The 19,379-nt window shown below is 55.6% G+C and carries 22 protein-coding genes and 1 other annotated feature (1 of these 23 only partly in view); of the genes, 3 read left to right on the forward strand and 19 right to left on the reverse strand.

The features are described 5' to 3' along the window. Positions 1–42 (forward strand) — a binding site (T-box leader) (it extends 179 nt beyond the left edge of the window). Between the two features lie 119 nt (positions 43–161). Then, complete coding sequence (gene aspS / locus FLT43_RS04355) at positions 162–1,475, forward strand: aspartate--tRNA(Asn) ligase (protein ID WP_087441750.1); 1,314 nt, start codon at positions 162–164, stop codon at positions 1,473–1,475. A gap of 278 nt (positions 1,476–1,753) precedes the next feature. Here the strand turns inward: aspS and FLT43_RS04360 are convergent, their stop codons facing one another. The 9 genes from FLT43_RS04360 to FLT43_RS04400 all read right to left on the reverse strand — a co-directional run bounded on the left by FLT43_RS04360 (position 1,754) and on the right by FLT43_RS04400 (position 9,025). After that, entirely contained in the window at positions 1,754–2,434 is a 681-nt protein-coding gene (locus FLT43_RS04360) for a DUF4166 domain-containing protein (protein ID WP_087441751.1), read from the reverse strand. After that, positions 2,415–3,362, reverse strand: coding sequence for a DoxX-like family protein (locus tag FLT43_RS04365; RefSeq protein WP_087441979.1), 948 nt, complete (start codon positions 3,360–3,362; stop codon positions 2,415–2,417). Before FLT43_RS04365 ends, FLT43_RS04360 begins: the two co-directional genes overlap by 20 nt. Continuing rightward, entirely contained in the window at positions 3,331–3,810 is a 480-nt protein-coding gene (locus FLT43_RS04370; RefSeq protein ID WP_087441752.1) for a thiol-disulfide oxidoreductase DCC family protein, read from the reverse strand. Before FLT43_RS04370 ends, FLT43_RS04365 begins: the two co-directional genes overlap by 32 nt. 161 nt (positions 3,811–3,971) lie before the next feature. Continuing rightward, positions 3,972–4,607: a response regulator transcription factor gene (locus tag FLT43_RS04375; RefSeq protein ID WP_087441981.1), complete on the reverse strand. Its 636-nt coding sequence runs from the start codon at positions 4,605–4,607 to the stop codon at positions 3,972–3,974. Further along, positions 4,594–6,003 carry a sensor histidine kinase gene (locus tag FLT43_RS04380; RefSeq protein ID WP_244194128.1) on the reverse strand — a complete coding sequence of 470 codons (1,410 nt, stop codon included), beginning with the start codon at positions 6,001–6,003 and terminating at the stop codon, positions 4,594–4,596. The genes FLT43_RS04375 and FLT43_RS04380 overlap by 14 nt, the downstream gene beginning before the upstream one ends. Continuing rightward, positions 6,004–6,627: a hypothetical protein gene (locus FLT43_RS04385; protein ID WP_087441753.1), complete on the reverse strand. Its 624-nt coding sequence runs from the start codon at positions 6,625–6,627 to the stop codon at positions 6,004–6,006. It abuts the gene before it with no gap. Positions 6,628–6,647: 20 nt separating this feature from the next. Then, positions 6,648–7,661: a S66 family peptidase gene (locus FLT43_RS04390; RefSeq protein WP_087441754.1), complete on the reverse strand. Its 1,014-nt coding sequence runs from the start codon at positions 7,659–7,661 to the stop codon at positions 6,648–6,650. Positions 7,662–8,054: 393 nt separating this feature from the next. Beyond that, positions 8,055–8,564 carry a hypothetical protein gene (locus FLT43_RS04395; protein WP_244194129.1) on the reverse strand — a complete coding sequence of 170 codons (510 nt, stop codon included), beginning with the start codon at positions 8,562–8,564 and terminating at the stop codon, positions 8,055–8,057. Positions 8,565–8,650: 86 nt separating this feature from the next. Then, complete coding sequence (locus tag FLT43_RS04400) at positions 8,651–9,025, reverse strand: CDP-alcohol phosphatidyltransferase family protein (RefSeq protein ID WP_307719674.1); 375 nt, start codon at positions 9,023–9,025, stop codon at positions 8,651–8,653. On the opposite strand from FLT43_RS04400, the gene FLT43_RS30640 reads away from it, so the two are divergent. Continuing rightward, positions 8,960–9,118 (forward strand): hypothetical protein, encoded by a 159-nt coding sequence (locus tag FLT43_RS30640; protein ID WP_307719669.1) that lies wholly within the window; start codon positions 8,960–8,962, stop codon positions 9,116–9,118. The genes FLT43_RS04400 and FLT43_RS30640 overlap by 66 nt on opposite strands. 76 nt (positions 9,119–9,194) lie before the next feature. Here FLT43_RS30640 and FLT43_RS04405 read toward each other — a convergent pair whose 3' ends face one another. The 8 genes from FLT43_RS04405 to gnd form a co-directional block, all read right to left on the reverse strand. After that, complete coding sequence (locus tag FLT43_RS04405; RefSeq protein ID WP_087441755.1) at positions 9,195–9,608, reverse strand: hypothetical protein; 414 nt, start codon at positions 9,606–9,608, stop codon at positions 9,195–9,197. A 30-nt stretch (positions 9,609–9,638) separates the two neighbouring features. Further along, positions 9,639–9,812, reverse strand: a complete 174-nt coding sequence (locus tag FLT43_RS29220; RefSeq protein ID WP_164776183.1) for a hypothetical protein — start codon at positions 9,810–9,812, stop codon at positions 9,639–9,641. Continuing rightward, a complete protein-coding gene (locus FLT43_RS30645) occupies positions 9,809–9,976 on the reverse strand; it encodes a hypothetical protein (RefSeq protein WP_307719670.1) in 168 nt (55 codons plus the stop codon). Before FLT43_RS30645 ends, FLT43_RS29220 begins: the two co-directional genes overlap by 4 nt. Positions 9,977–10,054: 78 nt before the next feature. Then, on the reverse strand, positions 10,055–10,330 hold the full coding sequence (locus tag FLT43_RS30650; protein ID WP_307719671.1) for an HIT family protein: 276 nt from the start codon (positions 10,328–10,330) through the stop codon (positions 10,055–10,057). 693 nt (positions 10,331–11,023) lie between these two features. Further along, positions 11,024–12,571 carry a gluconokinase gene (gntK, locus tag FLT43_RS04415; protein ID WP_087441756.1) on the reverse strand — a complete coding sequence of 516 codons (1,548 nt, stop codon included), beginning with the start codon at positions 12,569–12,571 and terminating at the stop codon, positions 11,024–11,026. A gap of 35 nt (positions 12,572–12,606) precedes the next feature. After that, a complete protein-coding gene (locus FLT43_RS04420; protein WP_087441757.1) occupies positions 12,607–13,968 on the reverse strand; it encodes a GntP family permease in 1,362 nt (453 codons plus the stop codon). Positions 13,969–14,077: 109 nt separating this feature from the next. Then, on the reverse strand, positions 14,078–14,752 hold the full coding sequence (locus FLT43_RS04425; RefSeq protein WP_087441758.1) for a GntR family transcriptional regulator: 675 nt from the start codon (positions 14,750–14,752) through the stop codon (positions 14,078–14,080). 119 nt (positions 14,753–14,871) lie between these two features. After that, entirely contained in the window at positions 14,872–15,771 is a 900-nt protein-coding gene (gnd, locus tag FLT43_RS04430; protein ID WP_087441759.1) for a phosphogluconate dehydrogenase (NAD(+)-dependent, decarboxylating), read from the reverse strand. Between the two features lie 289 nt (positions 15,772–16,060). Here gnd and FLT43_RS04435 point away from each other — a divergent pair, with 289 nt between their 5' ends. After that, the gene (locus FLT43_RS04435; protein ID WP_087441760.1) at positions 16,061–16,495 is read left to right on the forward strand and encodes an SgcJ/EcaC family oxidoreductase; all 435 of its coding nucleotides are present in this window, start codon (positions 16,061–16,063) and stop codon (positions 16,493–16,495) included. 121 nt (positions 16,496–16,616) lie between these two features. On the opposite strand, the gene FLT43_RS04440 is transcribed toward FLT43_RS04435, so the two are convergent. After that, the gene (locus FLT43_RS04440) at positions 16,617–17,783 is read right to left on the reverse strand and encodes a MalY/PatB family protein (protein ID WP_087441761.1); all 1,167 of its coding nucleotides are present in this window, start codon (positions 17,781–17,783) and stop codon (positions 16,617–16,619) included. 68 nt (positions 17,784–17,851) lie between these two features. Continuing rightward, positions 17,852–19,216, reverse strand: coding sequence for an MATE family efflux transporter (locus tag FLT43_RS04445; protein ID WP_087441762.1), 1,365 nt, complete (start codon positions 19,214–19,216; stop codon positions 17,852–17,854). Positions 19,217–19,379: the final 163 nt, after the last annotated feature.

Here is a 19,379-nt window from a genome sequence, read left to right on the forward strand (position 1 = left end):
ATAATTAGGGTGGTACCGCGTGATTCAGACCTCGTCCCTTTTCGGGACGGGGTTTTTTTGCATTTCGGGAAAGGGGGTGATCACATGGACGACGGCGACGATGATGATGACAACAACAATATCTTCAACTCACCGAACAATCGAATTAGGAGGATGTTATCATGTCTATTAACAAGGAATCCAAAGTCCGTGTGCTTTGCTCCACGGTATCCCGTTGCGAAGGACGGCAAGTCGCCATCCAAGGATGGGTGCACGGCGTGCGTCATCTGGGTCAGGTAGCCTTCATGGATGTCCGCGACCGCAGCGGCATCGTTCAATGTGTGCTGGAGGGAGAATGGCTTGACCTGTCCTTGACGCTGGAATCGGTCGTTGCCGTTCATGGCCGGGCCGTCCCGGCAGCGAAGGCGGCGAACGGCGTCGAAATTCATGCCGATCGGGTGGAAGTGCTGAATCGGGCCGCGTCCCCTCTGCCGTTCGATCTGAACAAGAAGCATTTGAAGGTCAGACTGGAGACGATGCTGGACCATCGCGTCCTGTCCCTGCGGCATAGAAAGGCTCATTCGATTTTTACGATTCAATCCGCGCTTGCGGGCGCCTTCCGGGAATACTTGACCCGGGACGGCTTTACCCAGATTTTTACGCCCAAAATCGTAGCCTCCGGCACGGAGGGCGGGTCCAATCTATTCCCGATCAATTACTTCGAGCATACCGCCTATCTCGCCCAATCTCCCCAATTCTACAAGCAGATGATGGTAGGCGCCGGGTATGAGCGGGTGTTCGAGATAGGGCCGGTCTACCGGGCCGAGGAGCATAATACGTCCCGTCACTTGAACGAATATATTTCGCTGGATGCCGAAGTTGGATTTATTCGGTCCGAGGAAGAACTGATGGACCTGGAGCAGGAGATGCTGAAGCATATGTTCGATACCGTCGCGCGTCAATGCGAAGACGAGTTCAACCTGCTCGAAGTCGAATCCCTTGCGCTGACGGCGGACATTCCGCGCATGACCGTTGCCGAAGCCCATCGCATTTTGGAATGGAAATACGGCAAGCTCTCGCCCAAAGGCGATCTCGATCCGGAAGGGGAGCGCCTCCTCTGCCAATACGTCGCGGAAAATAACCAGCCGGGCCTCGTCTTCCTGACCCGCTACCCGCGGGAGATTCGCCCTCTGTACGCGATGCCGGCCGCGGATGAGCCGGAACTGACGGCATCCTTCGACCTGCTGATGGGCGGACTGGAGATTACGACCGGCGGCCAGCGGATTCATGAGCTGGAGCAGCTCATCGCCTCGATCCGGAGCCGGGGCCTGAACCCGGAGCATTTCGACAGCTATCTGGAGCTGTTCCGGTACGGCATGCCGCCGCATGGCGGCTTCGCCATCGGGCTGGAGCGGCTGACCTCGCGTCTGCTCGGCCTCGGCAATGTGCGGGAAGCTTCCGCCTTCCCGCGGGATCGCAACCGGCTGACGCCGTAAGGCAGGATTGGACAATGGCAAAGGGCTTCCGCTGCGGGAGCCCTTTGTCTGCTTAAGCCGCCGCAGCGGGGCTTCGGAACGAGGGGCGTATCGAAGCGATGGCTGGCTTCCATCATCAGACCGGATGCCGCTCCCCCGTCTCAAGGGAAGGCGGTGGCAATCGCGAGCCTGGGCGCCCGATATGCCACATTCGCAGTCGCCGCTTTTCCCGCCACGACGGAGCGTCGAACATGCCGAATCCGCTCGAAGTTCCAGTAGTTCTCCCTCTCCATGCTTCGCTACTCGCGCGCTTCCTCGCGCAGCGGCTTAATATGTGCCGGAATGGCGGCATGCCGCGTCTCGATGAACCGGGCCTGAAATGAGCCCCGGTAAGAAAACACGGGCCCAATCAGCGGATTCGTCACCTCCACCGAGATCCGGTACAGCTCACCTTCCTCGTCATACCATTCGCATACATCGGCCGTACCGGTGAACCGGCGCGGGAAGCGGAACTGCAGCAGCCCTTCATAGAAGCGTTGATCGCCTGAGCGGATGCGCAGCCCGCCATTCGCTTCCACCGACAGCGCCAGATCAACCGCCAAATGCTGCTTGTTCCCCAAATAATCGACCACGCCGGCCCGCTCGCGGCTGTAAATCATTGTCGCGTCGAAGCGCCGCGTCTGGTTCGGGAACTGGAAGCTTCGAATCCAGGAGACCGTCTCCCGCCCGTACCGATCCCGGTACGCATAATTCTCGATCGTGAACGGTACACGGCAGCCCGACTCCGGAAACATAATGTGCCGGAACTTGCCGATATGGAGCGGAACGGCGGCCCATCGGGAATACCATATTTGCTCCATTACGCCTCGGCCGATCGAGGCGATCCCGTCTTCGCTTGAGAAGCCGAAGCGCTCCCGGATGCGAGGATGCAGCTTGGCGAACTTGGGACCGAGTGCCCGTTCATAGATCGACGCCGCCATGGGCCCTCTCTCCCTTCGCAGCCCCCCGGCTCGGCGTACGCGCACAGCGGCTCGCCCGCGGCAGATCCCGGTTGGAGACTGCGGCGATAACGCCCAGTCCGATCATGGCCGCGCTGAGCGTCAACGGATTGAAGGGCGCCTTGATCAGTTCAGGACTGCCCGCGAGCGCGGTGCAGGCGAGCAGCAGCACCAGGACGGCTTGCCCGTGCCATATCCACGTCTGCCGATGGCAGGCGGCCGTCATCAGGCCAATCCCGATCTCGGCGAAGCCGAGCAGAGCCAGCACCGGCCTCTCCCAGCCCGGGAACAGGCCGGAAGCCTGCAGCAGCGCCAGCTCGCCGCCTTCGGGATACAGCAGCTTCGGCACCAGCCCCTGCCAGCACCAGAGCAGCGTCAGCAGCAGGACGCTGACATAATGAATAGCCGCCCGCCCGATGCTGGCGGCAGGCGGAATGCCGCGCTCCACCCAGATCCGGAGCGCGTCGAAGCTCCACGCGGTCGCCCAGCCGAACAGCGGCCGGAATACCGTCCGGTCGAACCACCTGCCCGGACGGCCGAAGCGCGTCTCGTAATCATATTGCGTCTCGAAGGAGAGCTTTTCTCCTAGCGGAGTATATTTCCAATACCCCCTGCCCTCGCGAATGAGCGAGATCGTCTGATTAGAGCCGAAGAGGAGGGTGGATATCCTTCCCCCGTCCGCCAGCCGGCGCGCCTTCGTCAATCCCGTCCCTGCAATCGCGAGGCCAAATCCGATCCGCGTCTGATAACAGAAGCGCTGCGGCTGCCCCTCTTGCTCGCGCGGCAAGTACGTAATCCGGCTAAAGCGCAAATCCCACTGCTCATGCAGCTCCGGCGTCTGTGTATAGTCCCATAGCGTATCCATGTCCGTACGGATATCAAGCTTCACGTAAATCGGCTTGCTTCGTATTCGCATCACGCGCCACCTCCTCTGCGGTCTCGATCCAGCGGCCGGCTAATTCCGGCACAGGCAGAAGGCAGGCTTCCCGTCTGCCGAACCACCGGTAACGCCGCGCGGCGATAAAGTCATACGCCCAATCCCGAACCGGTGCCGGCACGGCGATGCATCCATACAACAGCCGCCACAGTCCACCCAGTTCGCGGCAGGCGCGGAGTGCCGCCTCCGACTTCGTATAGCAGGCGGCCCCCTGCACCATGATGAAGCTGTCCGGCAGGCGGCCGGACCAGCCCATGCGTTCCAGCACATACCGCCCCGCTTCGGATTGAAGCGCAGCGAACCGGAATCGTCTCTTCGCGTCCCGCTTGATCATGAAGCGGGTGAGGCCGTGGCAGAGCAAGCACTCACCGTCCATCAGCAACAGAACCGGTTGCTTCGTATTGCTCGGCCTGCTTGTCATGTGCATCCCTCCCTGTCCCTTCTTATTGTAGCGGGGAGGGGCCGTTCCGATAAGTTCCAACTAGGATAGAACGGAATGACAAAAGGGTACTACATTACGTAGTACCCTAGGTCTCCAGTCATATCCAATGGATATGACGAAGCTTGCATCTGACTGCCGGGCTAATCTCTGTCTCCAATGAACAGCCCTTTCCGCCTCACTTTTTTGATGGCCTCTTTGCTGCTGCGCACGCCGAGCTTCTTCAATATTTTGTTCACCTGATTCTTCAAGGTGCTCTCGGCTTTGTACAGCTTTTGCTCAATCTGCGGCTGCGTGTACCCCGCCTCGATCAGATCGAACACTTCCCGCTCTGCAGCGGTCAGCCGCTTCAGCTGTTCCTCCCGCTTCAAGCGGGCATAATCCTTCAGCAGCGCCTCCATCGGCCCGGGATGGCGGTGCGCGCTGCGGATCGCATGCGGAAGCGCCTCGAAATGGCTCTTCTCGATATAATTGACCGCCCCCGCCGTGAAGGATTGCGTCATGACGCGCTCATCAGCGACGGAGGTCAGCATAATGATTTTGGCCTCGCTGATCTCATGAATCTCCGCCGCGGCATAGACGCCCTCGAGCGGCCGATCGCCGAGCTGGATATCCATCAGCACGACATCGCAAGCCAGCGATCGAGCGAGCCGAATGGCCTCTTCGGCCCCTGTGGCGGCCCCGATGACGAGGATGTCCTCTTCCTGATTCAGGTACGAGGTCATCGCTTTAATCCAATCGGGGTCATCCTCGACCAGAAGCACCCTAATCGGATTCAGGGCGGTTCCCTCCATTCCTGCCGATGATTGCACGGCGTGGAAATTGCAACGTTACGCAAGTGCCCTCGCCTTCCTTGCTCGCGATATGTACGTCTCCTCCGCTTTTCTGCATTACATTGTATACATAGGACAGACCGAGACCGAAATTGTCCTTATGTCCCTTCGTGCTGTAAAACGGTTCGAAGCCGCGTGCGAGCTGCTCGCGGCTCATACCTGTCCCGGTATCCCGAACCGACAAGCGCACCCCTTTCGCGCTGTCTTCGATCTTGATGCAGATCGTTCCCCCGTCCGGCATCGCCTCGACGGCGTTCCGCAGCAGATTCCCGAGCGCCTCTGTCATATGGACGGGATCGCAGAGCAGCAGGGGACGGCAGACATAGTCCGCATCGGTCTGGATCTGGCGGCTCGCGAATAGCAGCTCATGCTGCGCCAAGCATGCCTCGGCCAGCCGATCGAGGCGGCAGGGCTGCTCCCGCAGCACGACATCCTTCATCTGGCTGTGAATACGCGACACCATCGCCTGCATATGCTCCGCCGCGCGGGAGATCATCTCCAGATGCTGCCGCGACGGCTCGTCCCCTTCCGGAAGCGAGCGCCTCAAGTTTTCCGAGCTGATGGCGATCTTGCCGACTTCATTCTTGATCGTATGGTTCAGCAGAGCCGCTCCCGAGCTGACCGCCTTCATCGTACTTTCCAGCGGGTCCCGCTCGAAGCGCAGCTTGACGCCGAGCACGCCGTACAGGAAGGAACAGAGCAGCCCCAACGCTAACGAATAGATGATGAACACCGAGATATAACGAAAAAAATCAATCTCCAGTGCAATCGCATTCGCTATATTGATGAATGCCAGGACCGCCAAGATCGTCGGCACGACGATGAGCGTCACGATTAAGCGGCTGCGCTTCTTCCTCCGATCCGTCTCCTTCCACAAGGAGGCTACGAGCCAGTAGCACGACAGCAAATAATAGGGCGCGGTCCAGCCAAGCAGCAGACGGAAATCCAGCGCCGGCACCGGATGGTAAGGCGTAACCGCCAGCATGGCCGCGACGGGCAGCAGAAGCAGCCATTTCATCTTCCGGCGCGTCCTGGCCTGCGGGAACCGCTCCGCGTACACCATGCTGAACACGAGCACTCCGTAAGGGGTCAGCGTCTGATTCAGGAACTGAAGCCAACCGGACCAGCCGGGAAGTCCGTTCTCCGCGAGTATATCCGCCAGCCCGCCGATGGACGCGCTAATCAGGAAGACAGCGGCCCAGCGATTCGTCTCGCTGCGGGGATGATTCCATAAGAGTATGATCGCCGCCGTCAGCAGCGACAAAAAATAATACAGCATAGCATCCCGTCCCGTAAACTTCTGTTCGAGCATGCGCCGGACAATCGTCCGGCCGATAGTCACTTATCGAGGCGCCGTCCCGAAGAAGCTCTTATAAATCGAAACAATTTCCTTCAATACGTCCAACGAATCTAGCGTATTGCCCACTTCCAAGACATGATTCCCGTTCGGGACCGGAACGATCCGCATCTGCTCCAATCCGGCAACCGCCTGTGCGCTGCCGCTGCTGAAAAGCGAATCCTGCGTGCCGTAAATTACGACCCCGCTTGAGCGCTGGATATAGGGTACCGTATCATCCAACGGCGTAAGATAGATATGCCGGATCGCATCGCTGCCGATACGCTCGGCCACTTGACCGGCGATAATGGTACCCAGGCTTTTGCTGACGAAGATGAGTCGCTCATAATTGCCGCGGATGTGGTCAATCGCCGCCTGCGCTTCCGCCACGACAATAGGGAGCTGCTCCAATGACAGGTCAGCTCGCGCGCTCTGATAACCGTATTCCAGCAGCAATACATCCAGCTTATGCTCCAATGCGCTGCTGCAGGCGTAATGCAATAACGGCAGCTCGCAGGAATACTGCATGCCCGGGAAGCCGACCACCAGCGTATCCGAATCATTTGTAAAAAACTTATGCCTCGTATCCCTGCCCCATTCCGACGGAAAAGTGACAAAGCTCATGTTCATGTCCATTCCTCCCCTGCTTGCTAAGTAAAATATTGTACAACCGTGCCTTGTCCCCGCGCTGCTTCGACCACGGCATATGCCCCGTTAATGAATGTCATCTGCGGCGGAACATGTCCGCAATCGATATCATATACAACAGGAATGTGAAGCTCCTCGGACAACTCGCGGTATACATCTTCCGCCGTATAGTTGTCGACCGGATGATTGGCAGCGCTGCGGCCGAACAGGATGCCGGAACAGTGATCGAACCAGCCGGCCAACTTCATCTGAACGAGCGAGCGACGCAGGTCGGTCACGGAGAGCTCGCAATTTTCCAAATACCACATAATCGGATCGCCGCTCGTATACTGGCTTCTGAAATGACGGACATCGCCATAGGGCGTTCCGATCAGATGCCGGATGACATCGATGCAGCCGCCGAGCAAGCGGCCTTCGATTTTTTCATCCCGGTTCGATACGGTTCTCCAGGCCGTGGGCTCTGTCAAATGAAACACGCATGGCGTCGGGGTGCCATGATCCCACTTCGCCTGATAGGCAGCGGAAGACTGCTGGCGGACGGAGACTCCGGCCGGCGTCGCTAAGACCGGCTGCCACATGGCGGTTGTGTCGTCGGAATACTCCCCTCGCAAATCTACCAGATTGGGGCCATGCGCCGTCGCGATCCCGGTCCGCAGCGTCAGAGCCAACAGCAGCACGCTCGTATCCGAGTAGCCAAGCACCCATTTGGCCTTCGCCTGGTCATAATCAATCTGATCGACAATCTCGATGAGCAGCTCGCCGCCCCAAGGCGGAATGATGATGCCGATCTCGTCGTCCTGCATCATGCGGTTGAACTCCTCGGCCCGCTGCCGGGCAGGGGCTGACTTGGCTGTGTCCTGGGTCCATACGGTATCTCCCCATACAACCCGATACCCTTGCTTCTCCATGCGGGCGCGCGCTTGATGAAGCAGATCATGCAGTGCTGCCGGCACGCCCGAAGATGGCGCCGTTACGCCAATCGTGCTATCGTTCCTCAATGGCGGATATGTAATCATTCCATTTCCCCCTATCTGTGATTGACCTTGAACATCAGGCTCTGTTCCCGCTTGCCTTCGATAAAAATGAATTCGTCTGGACTATGTGATTGCAAGCGACACGGTGTCGTTTTGTATTGTGATGTGATTGGAAAATTGAGGAGTGGATGATGATGAAGAAATTATACGCCATTGCGCTCGTCTTGACTATCCTGGGATTAGCCAGATGCGGATATCGATTCGCTGGAGGCGTCGCTGCTTCGCTACGACAGCGGTACGGGCATCCATCAGGATAAGCACGACGAACGGCTTCAGGCCCTATTTCCGTCCAATAGATGCGGCGAAGCCCTTCCGTGCAGACATGACTCGCGACTTCCTTGCCCGAGTCCTTGCAAAGAGGGGCTTCGTGTTCCTTTATTTGTCATTCGCCAATAACTTCATCAGATTGCGCTCGTTAATTCCGCCCTGCATGAATTGGAACCTCGCTCCGCTCAGGCGCTGTGCGCGGTCGATGATCTGCCCCAGATGGTATCCGGTATGCTCCACCAAATGATATACATCCGCCATATCGAGCCGCTCCACATCGAGTTCACCCGCCACATACCGGGAAGTAAGCCCCTTCCACTCGCCGAACGTTTTCGTCGTCCGGCCTCGCAATTCATTCACTTCGATGCCCTCATCCGGAAAATAATTCTCTATCCCGCCAGCGGCAGCATGGCCGAGATTCGAATATCGTTCAATATGGCGCTGTACATGCTCCCCAATATGAAGTACGATGCCGCCGATGGAATTGGCATGCCCGGATTCCGTACGCCATACGTCATCGGTGCTTAACGCATGCAAGGCCGCATCCAGCTTCGGCATATAATGATCGCACATGCGATGCAATGATATGCGAATGAAGCGGCGATGGGCGTCCTCCACTGGAATCCCTCCTATCGAGATTTGCTGGTTCATTGCTAATCCGTTCCTCATCCCCTCCATTGATCTCCCTTTTGGGATGGAATCGGTCATCGAGTGTAGCAGTTATCCAGGTGAAGCCGATGTAAATTGCTGCGAAAATAATTGAATCCGGAGTATACCGTCATACCAACCGCTGCAGCCATCACGCTATAATCGATTGTGCCGTGAAGCTGTGAAGGGAGCGGCATTCGGCTGTTCACCATGACGATAACGACCGCCGCAACCTGCAGCACAAGCTTCCATTTGCCGTATCGGTCTGCTGCAAGAGCAATGCCCTGCGCCGAAGCAACGATGCGGAGTCCCGTCACGATAATCTCCCTGCCAATGATGATGACGGCCATCCAGGATGGAATCAGATGATGCTGCACGAGCATAATGAGCGCTGCCGAGATGAGCAGCTTATCCGCCAGCGGATCCAGCAGCTTGCCGAGATTCGTAATCTGATTGTATTTACGCAGGGTAAGTCTGATAGAACAGCAAAAATAGCGGAATCAAACCTATTCTTGCCAGCGTAATACGATTGGCCAGATTCATAGGGCCCCCCTCGCCTTTCACGACATAAAATCGCGCAATTTACGCATGCCATCCTCTTCACCGTATGACTCCTATCAACTTTTGCTCAATGTCGAATAGTTCAGGATTGCTTTTCAAATACACGATGCGTATATTGCTGCCGCCAATCTGCATCAGAGAACGATCCTTCTCGATCTCATTCAGTGCATTATGCAGGACCGGGGCGGCCTCGTTCGCAATCTGGTCATCTACATATTCGAAGAGATAGACCACATCGTCGCTTCCCTCTATCCGATAGGCCGCTTGCCTGACGGCGTCCGTAGACTCCAATGACCAAGGAAGGTCTATCGGCTGCAAGGACAATCCTTCCGCATCCATGTTATTCTTGACCTGCTCGATCGTATAAAAGGATACGGCTCGATCCTGGACATTGCAGCCTGATAGCTGGATCAGAAGGAGACCGGCCCCGACGATATAACCAAATGCTCTCATCGCTTCCCCTTCCTCTTCACAATGTTCATTCTACCCGTTCCCCCCACTAAGAAATTGTACAAGTCCAATCAAGAACATCACGACTAAAATCCCGATAATGATCCAAAGCGCGTAATAGGCTCCTTTCCTCGGCCGTTGCCGCAACCGGGCTTCCACGTCCGTAAGCCTGTGCTTCAGCTCTTCGATTTCCTTGTCCACGTTCATTGTTCTTCCTCCTCTCCATTGACACGCGCCAGTTCCCGCAAGCCTTGCCGCAAGGTCTCGATGCCCTGCAGGACAAGCTTCTGGTTCGGTTCGTCATTCCGCTCCTCTCGAGCATGCCGCAGGACGGGACGCAGGGATTCGACGGAACGCCCGAAGGCCTGCATCCATTCATACCGCGGCACCATCCAGAGATGGAAATGATGCGTCGTATCCTCGTTGTAAAAATAATAGACTGATACAATTTACATCTGCTGACGCTGCACCGTCCGTATGTTGTGGACGAAAGTGATGTAATCCGACCGCTCTTCCGCCGTCATCTCATCCAATCCGTAGAAATGCCTTTTGGCAGCGACGATGACGAGCCCCGGTATCGGATAAGCGACATCTTGATGCGCATGGAAATACTCGGTCTCCGCAATCGTTCCCCCGCGAGGCTCGATTTGTCCGCTCGTGAGGGCGCAGCTTAAGCATTCCGCCTCAATCGTGCGGCCGTCGGCCAATGTAATCATTTTTCCCACGTCATCATCTCCCTCTCCGGTTGCAGCTCCTGCAGATCAATTATTCCAGATAAAGCCATAATGGTAAATACGTCCAAAACACTGAATCGGTTCCGATCTTTTTCCATCCTAAGTAAAAATCGCTTCGCCTGCACATATCTGCGTCCCGCTCCACGCTACCCACTTCTCAGGGTGAAACCCCCGCTTCAGTTCTTGGCACCATTCTCCCATTGAGTCAGGGTGCTCTGATGTTTCAGCTCTTGGTGCACCATCCCATCGAGTCAGGGCGATCCGGTGCTTCGGCTCTTTGCACCACTATCCCTTCGGATCAGGATACCTCCTTAACCATTCGTCCTCAGCATAATATCGATGTCTCTTCACCACAGTACAAGACCTCTTCTATAGCACAGTTCTACATCTGAATCCATTAATACCTGTCTGTTCCGCTTTTTCCTGACTCATGGGGAGATTGCTTATAAGAGAATCCAAGCACTGGGCTTCGTGACTCGCAGTGAACGTGAGCATAAGGCAATCCGTACAAGATTCCCTGACCCAAGGGGAGATTCGTTATAAGACAAGCTGGCCCTATTGAGCCTCCATCAGCAGATGCACTCCACTCCGCAGACGCAGACGCAGAAAGACCCTGAACAACGGCTATCCGTTATTCAGGGCCTATTTTGACTAAATCATTTCATTGCTTGTGAGGGCCAATGGTTATGCCTCCAGCCATTTTCTCTGGAGCCGGGCGATCGCTTCGTACTCATCCTCCAGCTTACGGAAGATAGAAATATAAATTGGGAGCAATTCATGATAAATTGCGGCATTATCCGGATTAGGCTGATGCTCATGCGTGGACCCGACCATGCCGGATACCACCCCCAAGGAATCGGCCCTTCCGGTCGCATATAAGCCGAGCACGACAGCGCCGAGACAAGAGCTCTCGATGCTCTCCGGCACAACGACCTCCTGATCGAATATATCCGCCATCATCTGCCGCCACAGAGCCGAGCGGGCGAAGCCGCCGGTCGCATGGATTTTGCGCGGACGTCCCATCTGCTCTTCCATCGCCAGCAGCACGGTATACAGATTGAAAATTACGCCCTCGAGGACGGCCCGGATCATATGCTCCTTCCGGTGATGCATCGTCAAGCCGAAGAAGGAGCCGCGCGCATTCGGATTCCAGAGCGGCGCCCGCTCCCCGGTCAGATACGGATGGAAGAGCAAGCCGTCCGCCCCCGGTCTTACTTGTTCTGCTATCTTCGTCAGCAGATCATAGGAATCGATGCCGAGCCGCTTCGCGGCCTCTACCTCCGAAGCAGCCAGCTCATCCCGGACCCAGCGGAACAGCATCCCGCCGTTATTGACCGGGCCTCCGATAACCCAATGCTTGTCCGTCAAGGCGTAACAAAAAATTCTTCCCTTCGGGTCGGTTACCGGATGATCGACAACTGTGCGAATCGCGCCGCTCGTGCCGATCGTCGCTGCGACGACGCCCGGCTCAATCGCATTGACCCCGAGATTAGAGAGAACGCCATCGCTGGCTCCGACAATCCCGGGCGTAGAGGCGGCGATTCCCATGGCATCCGCATAGGCCGCATTCATAGTCGTCAACTGGTAGGTTGTCGGCACGAGGATCGACAGCTTCTCCGGGGAGATTCCGGCAAGCTGGAGCGCCTCTTCATCCCAATCCAGCTTCTCCAAATTCAGCATGCCGGTAGCCGAAGCAATGGAATAGTCGACCACATATTCGCCGAACAGCTTGGCGACAACATACTCTTTGATGGAGATAAATTTATAGGTCTTGGCGAACAGCTCCTGTTCTTCATGCCGCATCCACATTAGCTTCGTTAGCGGAGACATCGGATGAATCGGCGTTCCCGTGCGCAAGTACAAGTCATGTCCGACCTGTTCCCGCTTCAGCCGCGCGGTATATTCGCCGCTCCGGTTATCCGCCCAGGTAATGCAGGGCGTGAGCGGTCTGCCTTCGGCATCGACAGCGATCACGCTGTGCATCGCCGAACTGAAGGAAAGGAACAGAATGTCATCCGGGCCGGCTCCGCTCTCTGACATCGCCTGACGGACGGAACGGAGGACCGCCTGGAAGATTTGCTCCGGATCCTGCTCGGCAATCGTCGAATTCGGCGTGTACAGAGGGTATTCCTCACTGCCCCTGGCGACCGCTTGGCCGTTCTCTTCGAACAAGACCGCCTTGGTGCTCGTCGTCCCCATATCGATGCCGATCATGTACTTTTTACTGCTCATAGGTACTTACCTTCTTTCCCGTCATTCTCCTGCTCTTATACCACTGTACTGAGGAGGAGTATAAAAATCAATCCGACCACCGACAGCACAGTCTCCATCACGGTCCATGACTTCAACGTCTGCGGAACGGACATATTGAAGAACTCCTTCACCATCCAGAAGCCGGCGTCATTCACATGGGACAGCACAATCGAGCCTGCCCCGGTCGCCAGCACGACCAGTTCCACGTTCACGCCCGGATTCAGCGCCAGCACTGGCGCGACGATACCGGCCGCCGTCGTCATGGCGACGGTCGCCGATCCGGTAGCGACGCGAATAAGTGCGGCTACGAACCAGGCGAACAGAATGATATTGATGTTGGCCTGAGTAGCAATGGCAGCGATTGCATCTCCAACGCCACTATTAATCAACACTTGCTTGAAGGCCCCGCCCCCGCCGATGATCAGGATGATTGTCGCCGTAGGCGCGAGACATTCGCTTGTGAAGCGGGAGATATCCTCTTTCTTGAAGCCTCTGGCGAAGCCAAGCGAGAAGAACGAGAATACAACCGAGATCAGCAAGGCGATAATCTCATGGCCAATGAACTCACAGAATACAGTCCAGCCGCTAACCCCTTCCGGATCAACAATATTGGCAATCGACCCGATTAGCATCAGAATAACCGGCAGCAAGATCGTGAAGAGCGTGATGCCGAAGCCGGGCAGCTGACGCTCGTTCTTCAGGGCGAACTGCTCGGCCAGCTTCGCCGGCGGCTCGACTTGGATGCGCTTACCGATGTATTTGCCGAATAGAGGGCCCGCAATGATCGCCGTCGGCAATCCAATCAGCAGCGAGTACAGAATTGTTTTCCCAAGATCCGCTTGATAGGCATCAATCGCGATCATCGGTGCCGGATGCGGCGGCACAAGCCCATGCACCGTCGACAGGCCTGCAAGAATCGGAATCCCAATTTGCAGAAGCGACATTTTCGTTTTACGGGCCACGGTGAATACGATAGGAATCAACAGAATGACACCGACTTCGAAGAACACCGGAATCCCGACAATAAATCCGACGAGCATCATCGCCCAGTGCACGCGCTTCTCGCCGAACTTGTCAACCAGCGTAGACGCGATCTGTTCCGCTCCGCCGGATTCCGCCATCATTTTGCCAAGCATCGTCCCGAGCGCGATGACAATCGCGATCGTGCCCAGTGTTCCGCCGAGGCCGCTCGTGATAGACTTGACCACTTCGAGCGGCTGCATGCCGGTCGTCAGACCGAGCAGAAGCGCGGACAGAAGCAGGGTGACAAACGGATTCCATTTGAATTTGGCAATGAACACAATAAGAAACACGATCGCAACCAGTGTCCATAGCAGCAGGGTTACGTTGTGGCTTAATCCGAATATCGTACTCATGTTGCAGAACCCTCCCTTAACTATACCTATCTTCTTAACATGCCCTAACTATGATGTATACTTGTCGACAACTTGAGTGTGCAGAAGCCCGATATCGGCTTCCTGCTCCCTATTGCGGCAAGCTTATATGAAGCGTCCGGCGCGAATCCGCAAAATAAGCTTGAACCACCTGCTGTATTGTGTTCGCGTCCTTGGATTCCAGGCCCTGCACAATGGTCCGGTGCTTCTCGATGACCGTACGGAGCTTGTCCTCTCCCTCGGAGAAGATTTCTTCCGTCGTAATCAGCATGACCGTCATCACAATTTGGCGGATGCTTGTCCACAGATGCATAATGCGGTTATGCTCTGCCGCCGCAATTATCGCTTCGTGAAAAGACAAATCCTGAAAAGCGAAATCGGTGACATCACGGTACTTCACAGCCAGCTCCATCTTATCGATTATCTGATTCAGCTTCACGATAAGCCGCTCCTGATCCGCACTGGCCAGCCTCTGCTGTACGAAGCTCTCGATGAGGAACCGGACATCATACAATTCCTCGACATCCTTCATGCTGAGGCCGAGCACGACTGCGCCCATTCGTTCCAACCGGATAAGACCTTCGTTAGACAACGTTTTCAAGGCTTCCCGAACCGGCGAGCGGCTCGTACCGAAGTCGGCCGCGACTCGGTTCTCCGAGATGATCTCGCCGGGCTTTACTGTTCCATTTATGATGTGCAGACGCAGCTCGCAGGCGATCGATTCCCCAAGGGAAGCGCCCTGCAGCCATTCTTGTGGATAATGCATCGAGCTCCAACTCTCCTAATGAAATAAATAATGTCCCCAATGAACAAAAGCAGATACTATCAAATTTTATCATACATTCACCGGAATATTCCATTAGGTTGATGCTCGCGCAGACTTGTTCAGCCGTTTTTCTCCACCTGATGCCCGCCGAATTCATTCCGCAGCGCAGCGACCACCTTGCCGTGGAACGTATCCGACTCCAGCGAACGGTATCTCATGAAGAGAGACATCGCGATGACCGGCGCGCTTGCCTGCAGATCCAATGCCGTCTCGACGGTCCATTTGCCTTCGCCCGAGCTCTGCATCACGCCGCGGATGCCTTCGAGACAAGGATCCTTCGCGAATGCATTCTGCGTCAAGTCCATCAGCCAGCTGCGGATGACCGATCCGTTCGACCATACGCGGGCAACCGATTCATAGTCGAATTCGAAATCGCTCTTATCCAACAGCTCGAAGCCTTCGGCGATCGATTGCATCATTCCGTACTCAATGCCGTTGTGGACCATTTTCAGAAAATGTCCGCTGCCGCTCTTGCCCCCATACAGATAACCTTGTTCAACCGCGATATCCCGGAATAACGGCTCCAGCAGCTTGAATACCTCTTCCTTACCGCCAATCATGAAGCATCCGCCCTGGGCAGCGCCTTCGGTACCGCCCGATGTGCCTACATCCATATAATGAATGCCATGCTGCTGCAGCTTCTCGCCGCGAGCGACCGACTGCTTGTAATGCGAATTGCCTCCGTCTATGACGACGTCCCCCTGCGTCAGCAGCGGAATAAGCGTCTCAATGACATGATCCACGATTCCGCCGGCCGGTACCATCATCCACACGATCTTCGGCGACGGCAACTTGGATACAAGCTCTTCAATCGAATCCGCCGCAATCGCTCCCGCTTCCGCCGCTTTCTGCCGCGGCTCCGGATTCACATCATATGCGGCAACCTGGTGCCCATGCCGAAGCATGTTGCTTACCAGATTGAAGCCCATTTTACCGAGTCCTATCATGCCTATATTCATGCTGTCTCTTCACTCCTTGAATTACACTACAAGTATACTTGTATACAACTTTTGCAGTTCCTATCTTACCTTGTTCTCGGGAATCTGTAAAGAAGAAATTTGTAAGCGATTTCGATATACATACTTTGGCCGAATCGCCACCCGAGTATGCGTTCGTGATAATGACTTGCTCTAGGGACAGGTTACTCATAGGACGAACGAAAAATTGGCACAATATGTAGAACTATCATTTTCCCTATAAGGATGTGGAGCAGGGCACGATCACCCAGATGAAAGGAAGGGGCAGTTCATGAAGGAGGATGTACAGGCGCTACATGACTTATTTGATTCGTTATCGGTTGCCTGGAACCATGGAGACGGCAAAGCATACGGACTCTGCTTCACGGAAGATGCCGATTATGTCACTTTTCACGGAGAGCATATTACAGGGAGAGACAACATTGCGGATGTGCATCATAAGCTGTGGGAAGGAGTGCTTCGAGGCTCGACCCTTAGCGGAAAAATAACAAATCTGCGCTTCATTGCGCCGGATACGGCCATTTTCCATGCGATAGGGGTCGTCCAGCTCCGCTGGCATAAGCATGCGCCCAAAAAAAGAAATTCAGTGAATACGAATGTAGCCGTAAAACAGAACGGGAAGTGGAAAATAGCGGCCTTTCATAATTGCCGTATCCAGGTTCCGAGCGTCATGCATAAAGTGATGATGAAGCTGATGACGCCGTAGAAGCGCTTCGGCATAACACAAGGCCTCTTTCACTGAAAGAGGCCTTGGCCCTTTTGTTCCGCTCACAGGTCTACGGGTTGGCTAGGGGCCGAACGCTGGCCCCTGTCCTTGCACATCTGACCTACAGACGCTCCGCTGCCCGTGCCAGACGCTCCATCGCTTCCTCGATGACCGCCCGGCGCGAGGTCATATTAAGACGCATAAATCCGCTGCCTTCCTTCCCGAAGGCATGACCTTCACTTAACCATACTTTTGCCTCGTTCAGCGCCCAGACATTCAGTTCCTTGTCCGTCATCCCGAAGCTCCGCCAATCGAGCCACTTCAAATACGTTCCTTCCTGGGCGAATGTCTTCACCTGCGGAATGCGATCGGCGATGAACTGCTCAATATATTGGCTGTTCCCTTCAATATATTTCAGAGCTTCGTCGAACCATGCCTCTCCCTTCGTATATCCGCCAATCGTCGCCTCAATGGCGCCCAGATCGAGCTCAGCGACTCCGGCGCTTTCCACCGCCTTCTGATATTTCTGGCGCAGCCCTTCTTCTTCTATGAAAATATTGCCCATCTTGAAGCTCGCGATGCTGAACGTCTTGCTCGGAGATGTCGCCGTAATCGTCCGTGCCGCGACATCCGGGGACAGCGTCGCTATCGGAATATATTGATGATCGCCATAAGTGAAATCATGATGAATATCATCCGAGAAAATGATGACGTCATGCTCCAGACACAACTCGGCCAATTTGTGCAGCTCGTCCCGCTTCCATACGCGTCCTACCGGGTTATGCGGGTTGCAGAGGAAGAACAGCTTGAGCGCCGGATCCTTCACTTTCTGTTCGAAATCCTCGAAATCGATCTCATACCGGCCATCAACAAGCTTGAGCGGATTTGTAACGAGGGTTGCCCCGTTGGACTGAACCATTTTGGCGAATTGAGGGTAGACCGGCGTCTGGATCATCACCTTGTCCCCCGGCGCCGTCAAGGCCCGGACAGCGAACGCCATAGCCGGAACCACGCCCGGCGTCAGCACGAACCATTCCTTGGCGACATCCCACCGATGCCGGCGCTTCATCCAATCGATGACGGCTGAATAATACCGCTCCCTACACAAGGTATATCCATAGCTCGGCTTGCTCATGCGGGCGACAAGCGCCTCCTGGATCGCCGGCGCCGCCGGGAAATCCATATCCGCAACCCACAGCGGGATGCACCCTTCCTGTGATGGGTTGAATGGAACTGCTTTGAGGGCGTCCAATGCCGCCCGATCGATTGTCTTCTCCAAATCGTACATGATTCATCCTCCTCTTCATTCATAAACATCGCAAGTTATTGGCTCATGTCAAAGAATCTGGCCTCTGCTTAAGTCGCCGCAGTGCCAGTCTTCGCATACCGGCGTTCCATAATCGCGAGCCGCGTGAACAGGCAGACCGCGCCAACGGCCAGACCGCTGATGAGACCGATCCAATATCCGTATGCTGCAAGCGAGGTGAACTTGGCCAGCACGAAGCCGACCGGAAGTCCGATAACCCAATAGGACATAAGGGCGATCAAAAATACCGCGTTCACATCTTTATACCCCCGCAGCACTCCTTGGACCGGGGCCGCCACCGCATCGGACAGTTGAAAAAATATCGCATATATAAGGAATGACTCGGTCAGCAGCCGCACACCCGGCTCATCGGAGTACATGCCGGCGACTTGGTGGTTGAACAGGAGCAACAGCACGGCGAACAAGGATGCAAGGGTCACGGCTGAGAAAATGCCAATGCGGGTATACTGCTTCGCATCGGAGAACCGCTTCGCCCCCGCCTCGAAGCCGATAACGATCGTCAATGCCATGGCGATGCTCATCGGCAGCATATACAGGAGCGACGAGAAGTTCAATGCAGCCTGATGCGCCGCAATCGTATTCGTGTCATACTCGCTCATGAACAGCGTGACCGCCGCGAAGATACTGACCTCGAAAAAGATGGACAGCCCGATCGGCGTGCCGATGCGAAGAATCTCTTTCCAGCGGGAGAAGGAAATCCCTCCCCACTGCCTCAGCATGCCCATCGATTGCATCATCGCATTGCCGCGCAAGAACAGAAAAGCGACAACCGCAATGATGAGATATGTAATCGCAGTCGCGATCCCGGCGCCAACGCCCCCCATTTCCGGAAATCCGAATTTCCCGAAAATAAAGAAATAGTTAAGAGTGACATTGACGGGGAAGGACAACAGCGTGATGAACATCGTTACCCGGGTCTGTCCCAGTCCGTCAATGCTTGCCCGGAAGACCGTGTAAAGAAATGCCGGAATGACACCGAAGCCGAGCGCGATAAGATACTCCTTCGCGACCCGATGAACTTCCGTCTCCAAACTCATGGCGGACAGAATCGGCTCCAGAACGAACGAGCCGGACAGAACGACGACAGCACCTACGATGACAGACAGATACGCTGCCTGGGTCACGCTCGGCGCCACTTCCCCCTTCCGTCCTGCCCCCATATGATGGGCAATGATCGGAGTGACGGCGAGGAAGATCCCGCTAATGCCAGTGTAGACGGGAGCCCAGATGCTGCCGCCGATCGCGACGCCGGCCAGATGGGTCGCGCTATATTTGCCGGACATGACCGTATCGAAAAAGGACATGAGCTGCATGGCGACCTGTGTAACGAAGATCGGCAATAAAATATGCAGCAGTTGAACGATTTTTTGTTGCAGCGTAAACGTTTGCTTCATGATGTTGCCTGCTCCCTATCTTTCAAATTGTGTCAGTTCGCATCAGGCCGATACAGGCCGCTCTGCCCCGGCGACAAGGAGATGATTGCATGCGCGTAGAACACCTCACCCATTGTAACATCAAACGGAATCTTTTGCTTGGGAACGCAGGTTCGGTTACAAT

The sequence above is a fragment of the Paenibacillus thiaminolyticus genome, from assembly GCF_007066085.1.
GTDB classification, from domain to species: domain Bacteria; phylum Bacillota; class Bacilli; order Paenibacillales; family Paenibacillaceae; genus Paenibacillus_B; species Paenibacillus_B thiaminolyticus.

Bases quoted from the DNA above. Each gene is read 5' to 3' on its own strand.
- aspS (WP_087441750.1), top strand. From the start codon at position 162: ATGTCTATTAACAAGGAATCCAAAGTCCGTGTGCTTTGCTCCACGGTA.
- FLT43_RS04360 (WP_087441751.1), bottom strand. From the start codon at position 2,434: ATGGCGGCGTCGATCTATGAACGGGCACTCGGTCCCAAGTTCGCCAAG.
- FLT43_RS04370 (WP_087441752.1), bottom strand. From the start codon at position 3,810: ATGACAAGCAGGCCGAGCAATACGAAGCAACCGGTTCTGTTGCTGATG.
- FLT43_RS04385 (WP_087441753.1), bottom strand. From the start codon at position 6,627: ATGAACATGAGCTTTGTCACTTTTCCGTCGGAATGGGGCAGGGATACG.
- FLT43_RS04390 (WP_087441754.1), bottom strand. From the start codon at position 7,661: ATGATTACATATCCGCCATTGAGGAACGATAGCACGATTGGCGTAACG.
- FLT43_RS30640 (WP_307719669.1), top strand. From the start codon at position 8,960: ATGATGCTGCACGAGCATAATGAGCGCTGCCGAGATGAGCAGCTTATC.
- FLT43_RS04405 (WP_087441755.1), bottom strand. From the start codon at position 9,608: ATGAGAGCATTTGGTTATATCGTCGGGGCCGGTCTCCTTCTGATCCAG.
- FLT43_RS29220 (WP_164776183.1), bottom strand. From the start codon at position 9,812: ATGAACGTGGACAAGGAAATCGAAGAGCTGAAGCACAGGCTTACGGAC.
- FLT43_RS30645 (WP_307719670.1), bottom strand. From the start codon at position 9,976: ATGCAGGCCTTCGGGCGTTCCGTCGAATCCCTGCGTCCCGTCCTGCGG.
- gntK (WP_087441756.1), bottom strand. From the start codon at position 12,571: ATGAGCAGTAAAAAGTACATGATCGGCATCGATATGGGGACGACGAGC.
- FLT43_RS04420 (WP_087441757.1), bottom strand. From the start codon at position 13,968: ATGAGTACGATATTCGGATTAAGCCACAACGTAACCCTGCTGCTATGG.
- FLT43_RS04425 (WP_087441758.1), bottom strand. From the start codon at position 14,752: ATGCATTATCCACAAGAATGGCTGCAGGGCGCTTCCCTTGGGGAATCG.
- gnd (WP_087441759.1), bottom strand. From the start codon at position 15,771: ATGAATATAGGCATGATAGGACTCGGTAAAATGGGCTTCAATCTGGTA.
- FLT43_RS04435 (WP_087441760.1), top strand. From the start codon at position 16,061: ATGAAGGAGGATGTACAGGCGCTACATGACTTATTTGATTCGTTATCG.
- FLT43_RS04440 (WP_087441761.1), bottom strand. From the start codon at position 17,783: ATGTACGATTTGGAGAAGACAATCGATCGGGCGGCATTGGACGCCCTC.
- FLT43_RS04445 (WP_087441762.1), bottom strand. From the start codon at position 19,216: ATGAAGCAAACGTTTACGCTGCAACAAAAAATCGTTCAACTGCTGCAT.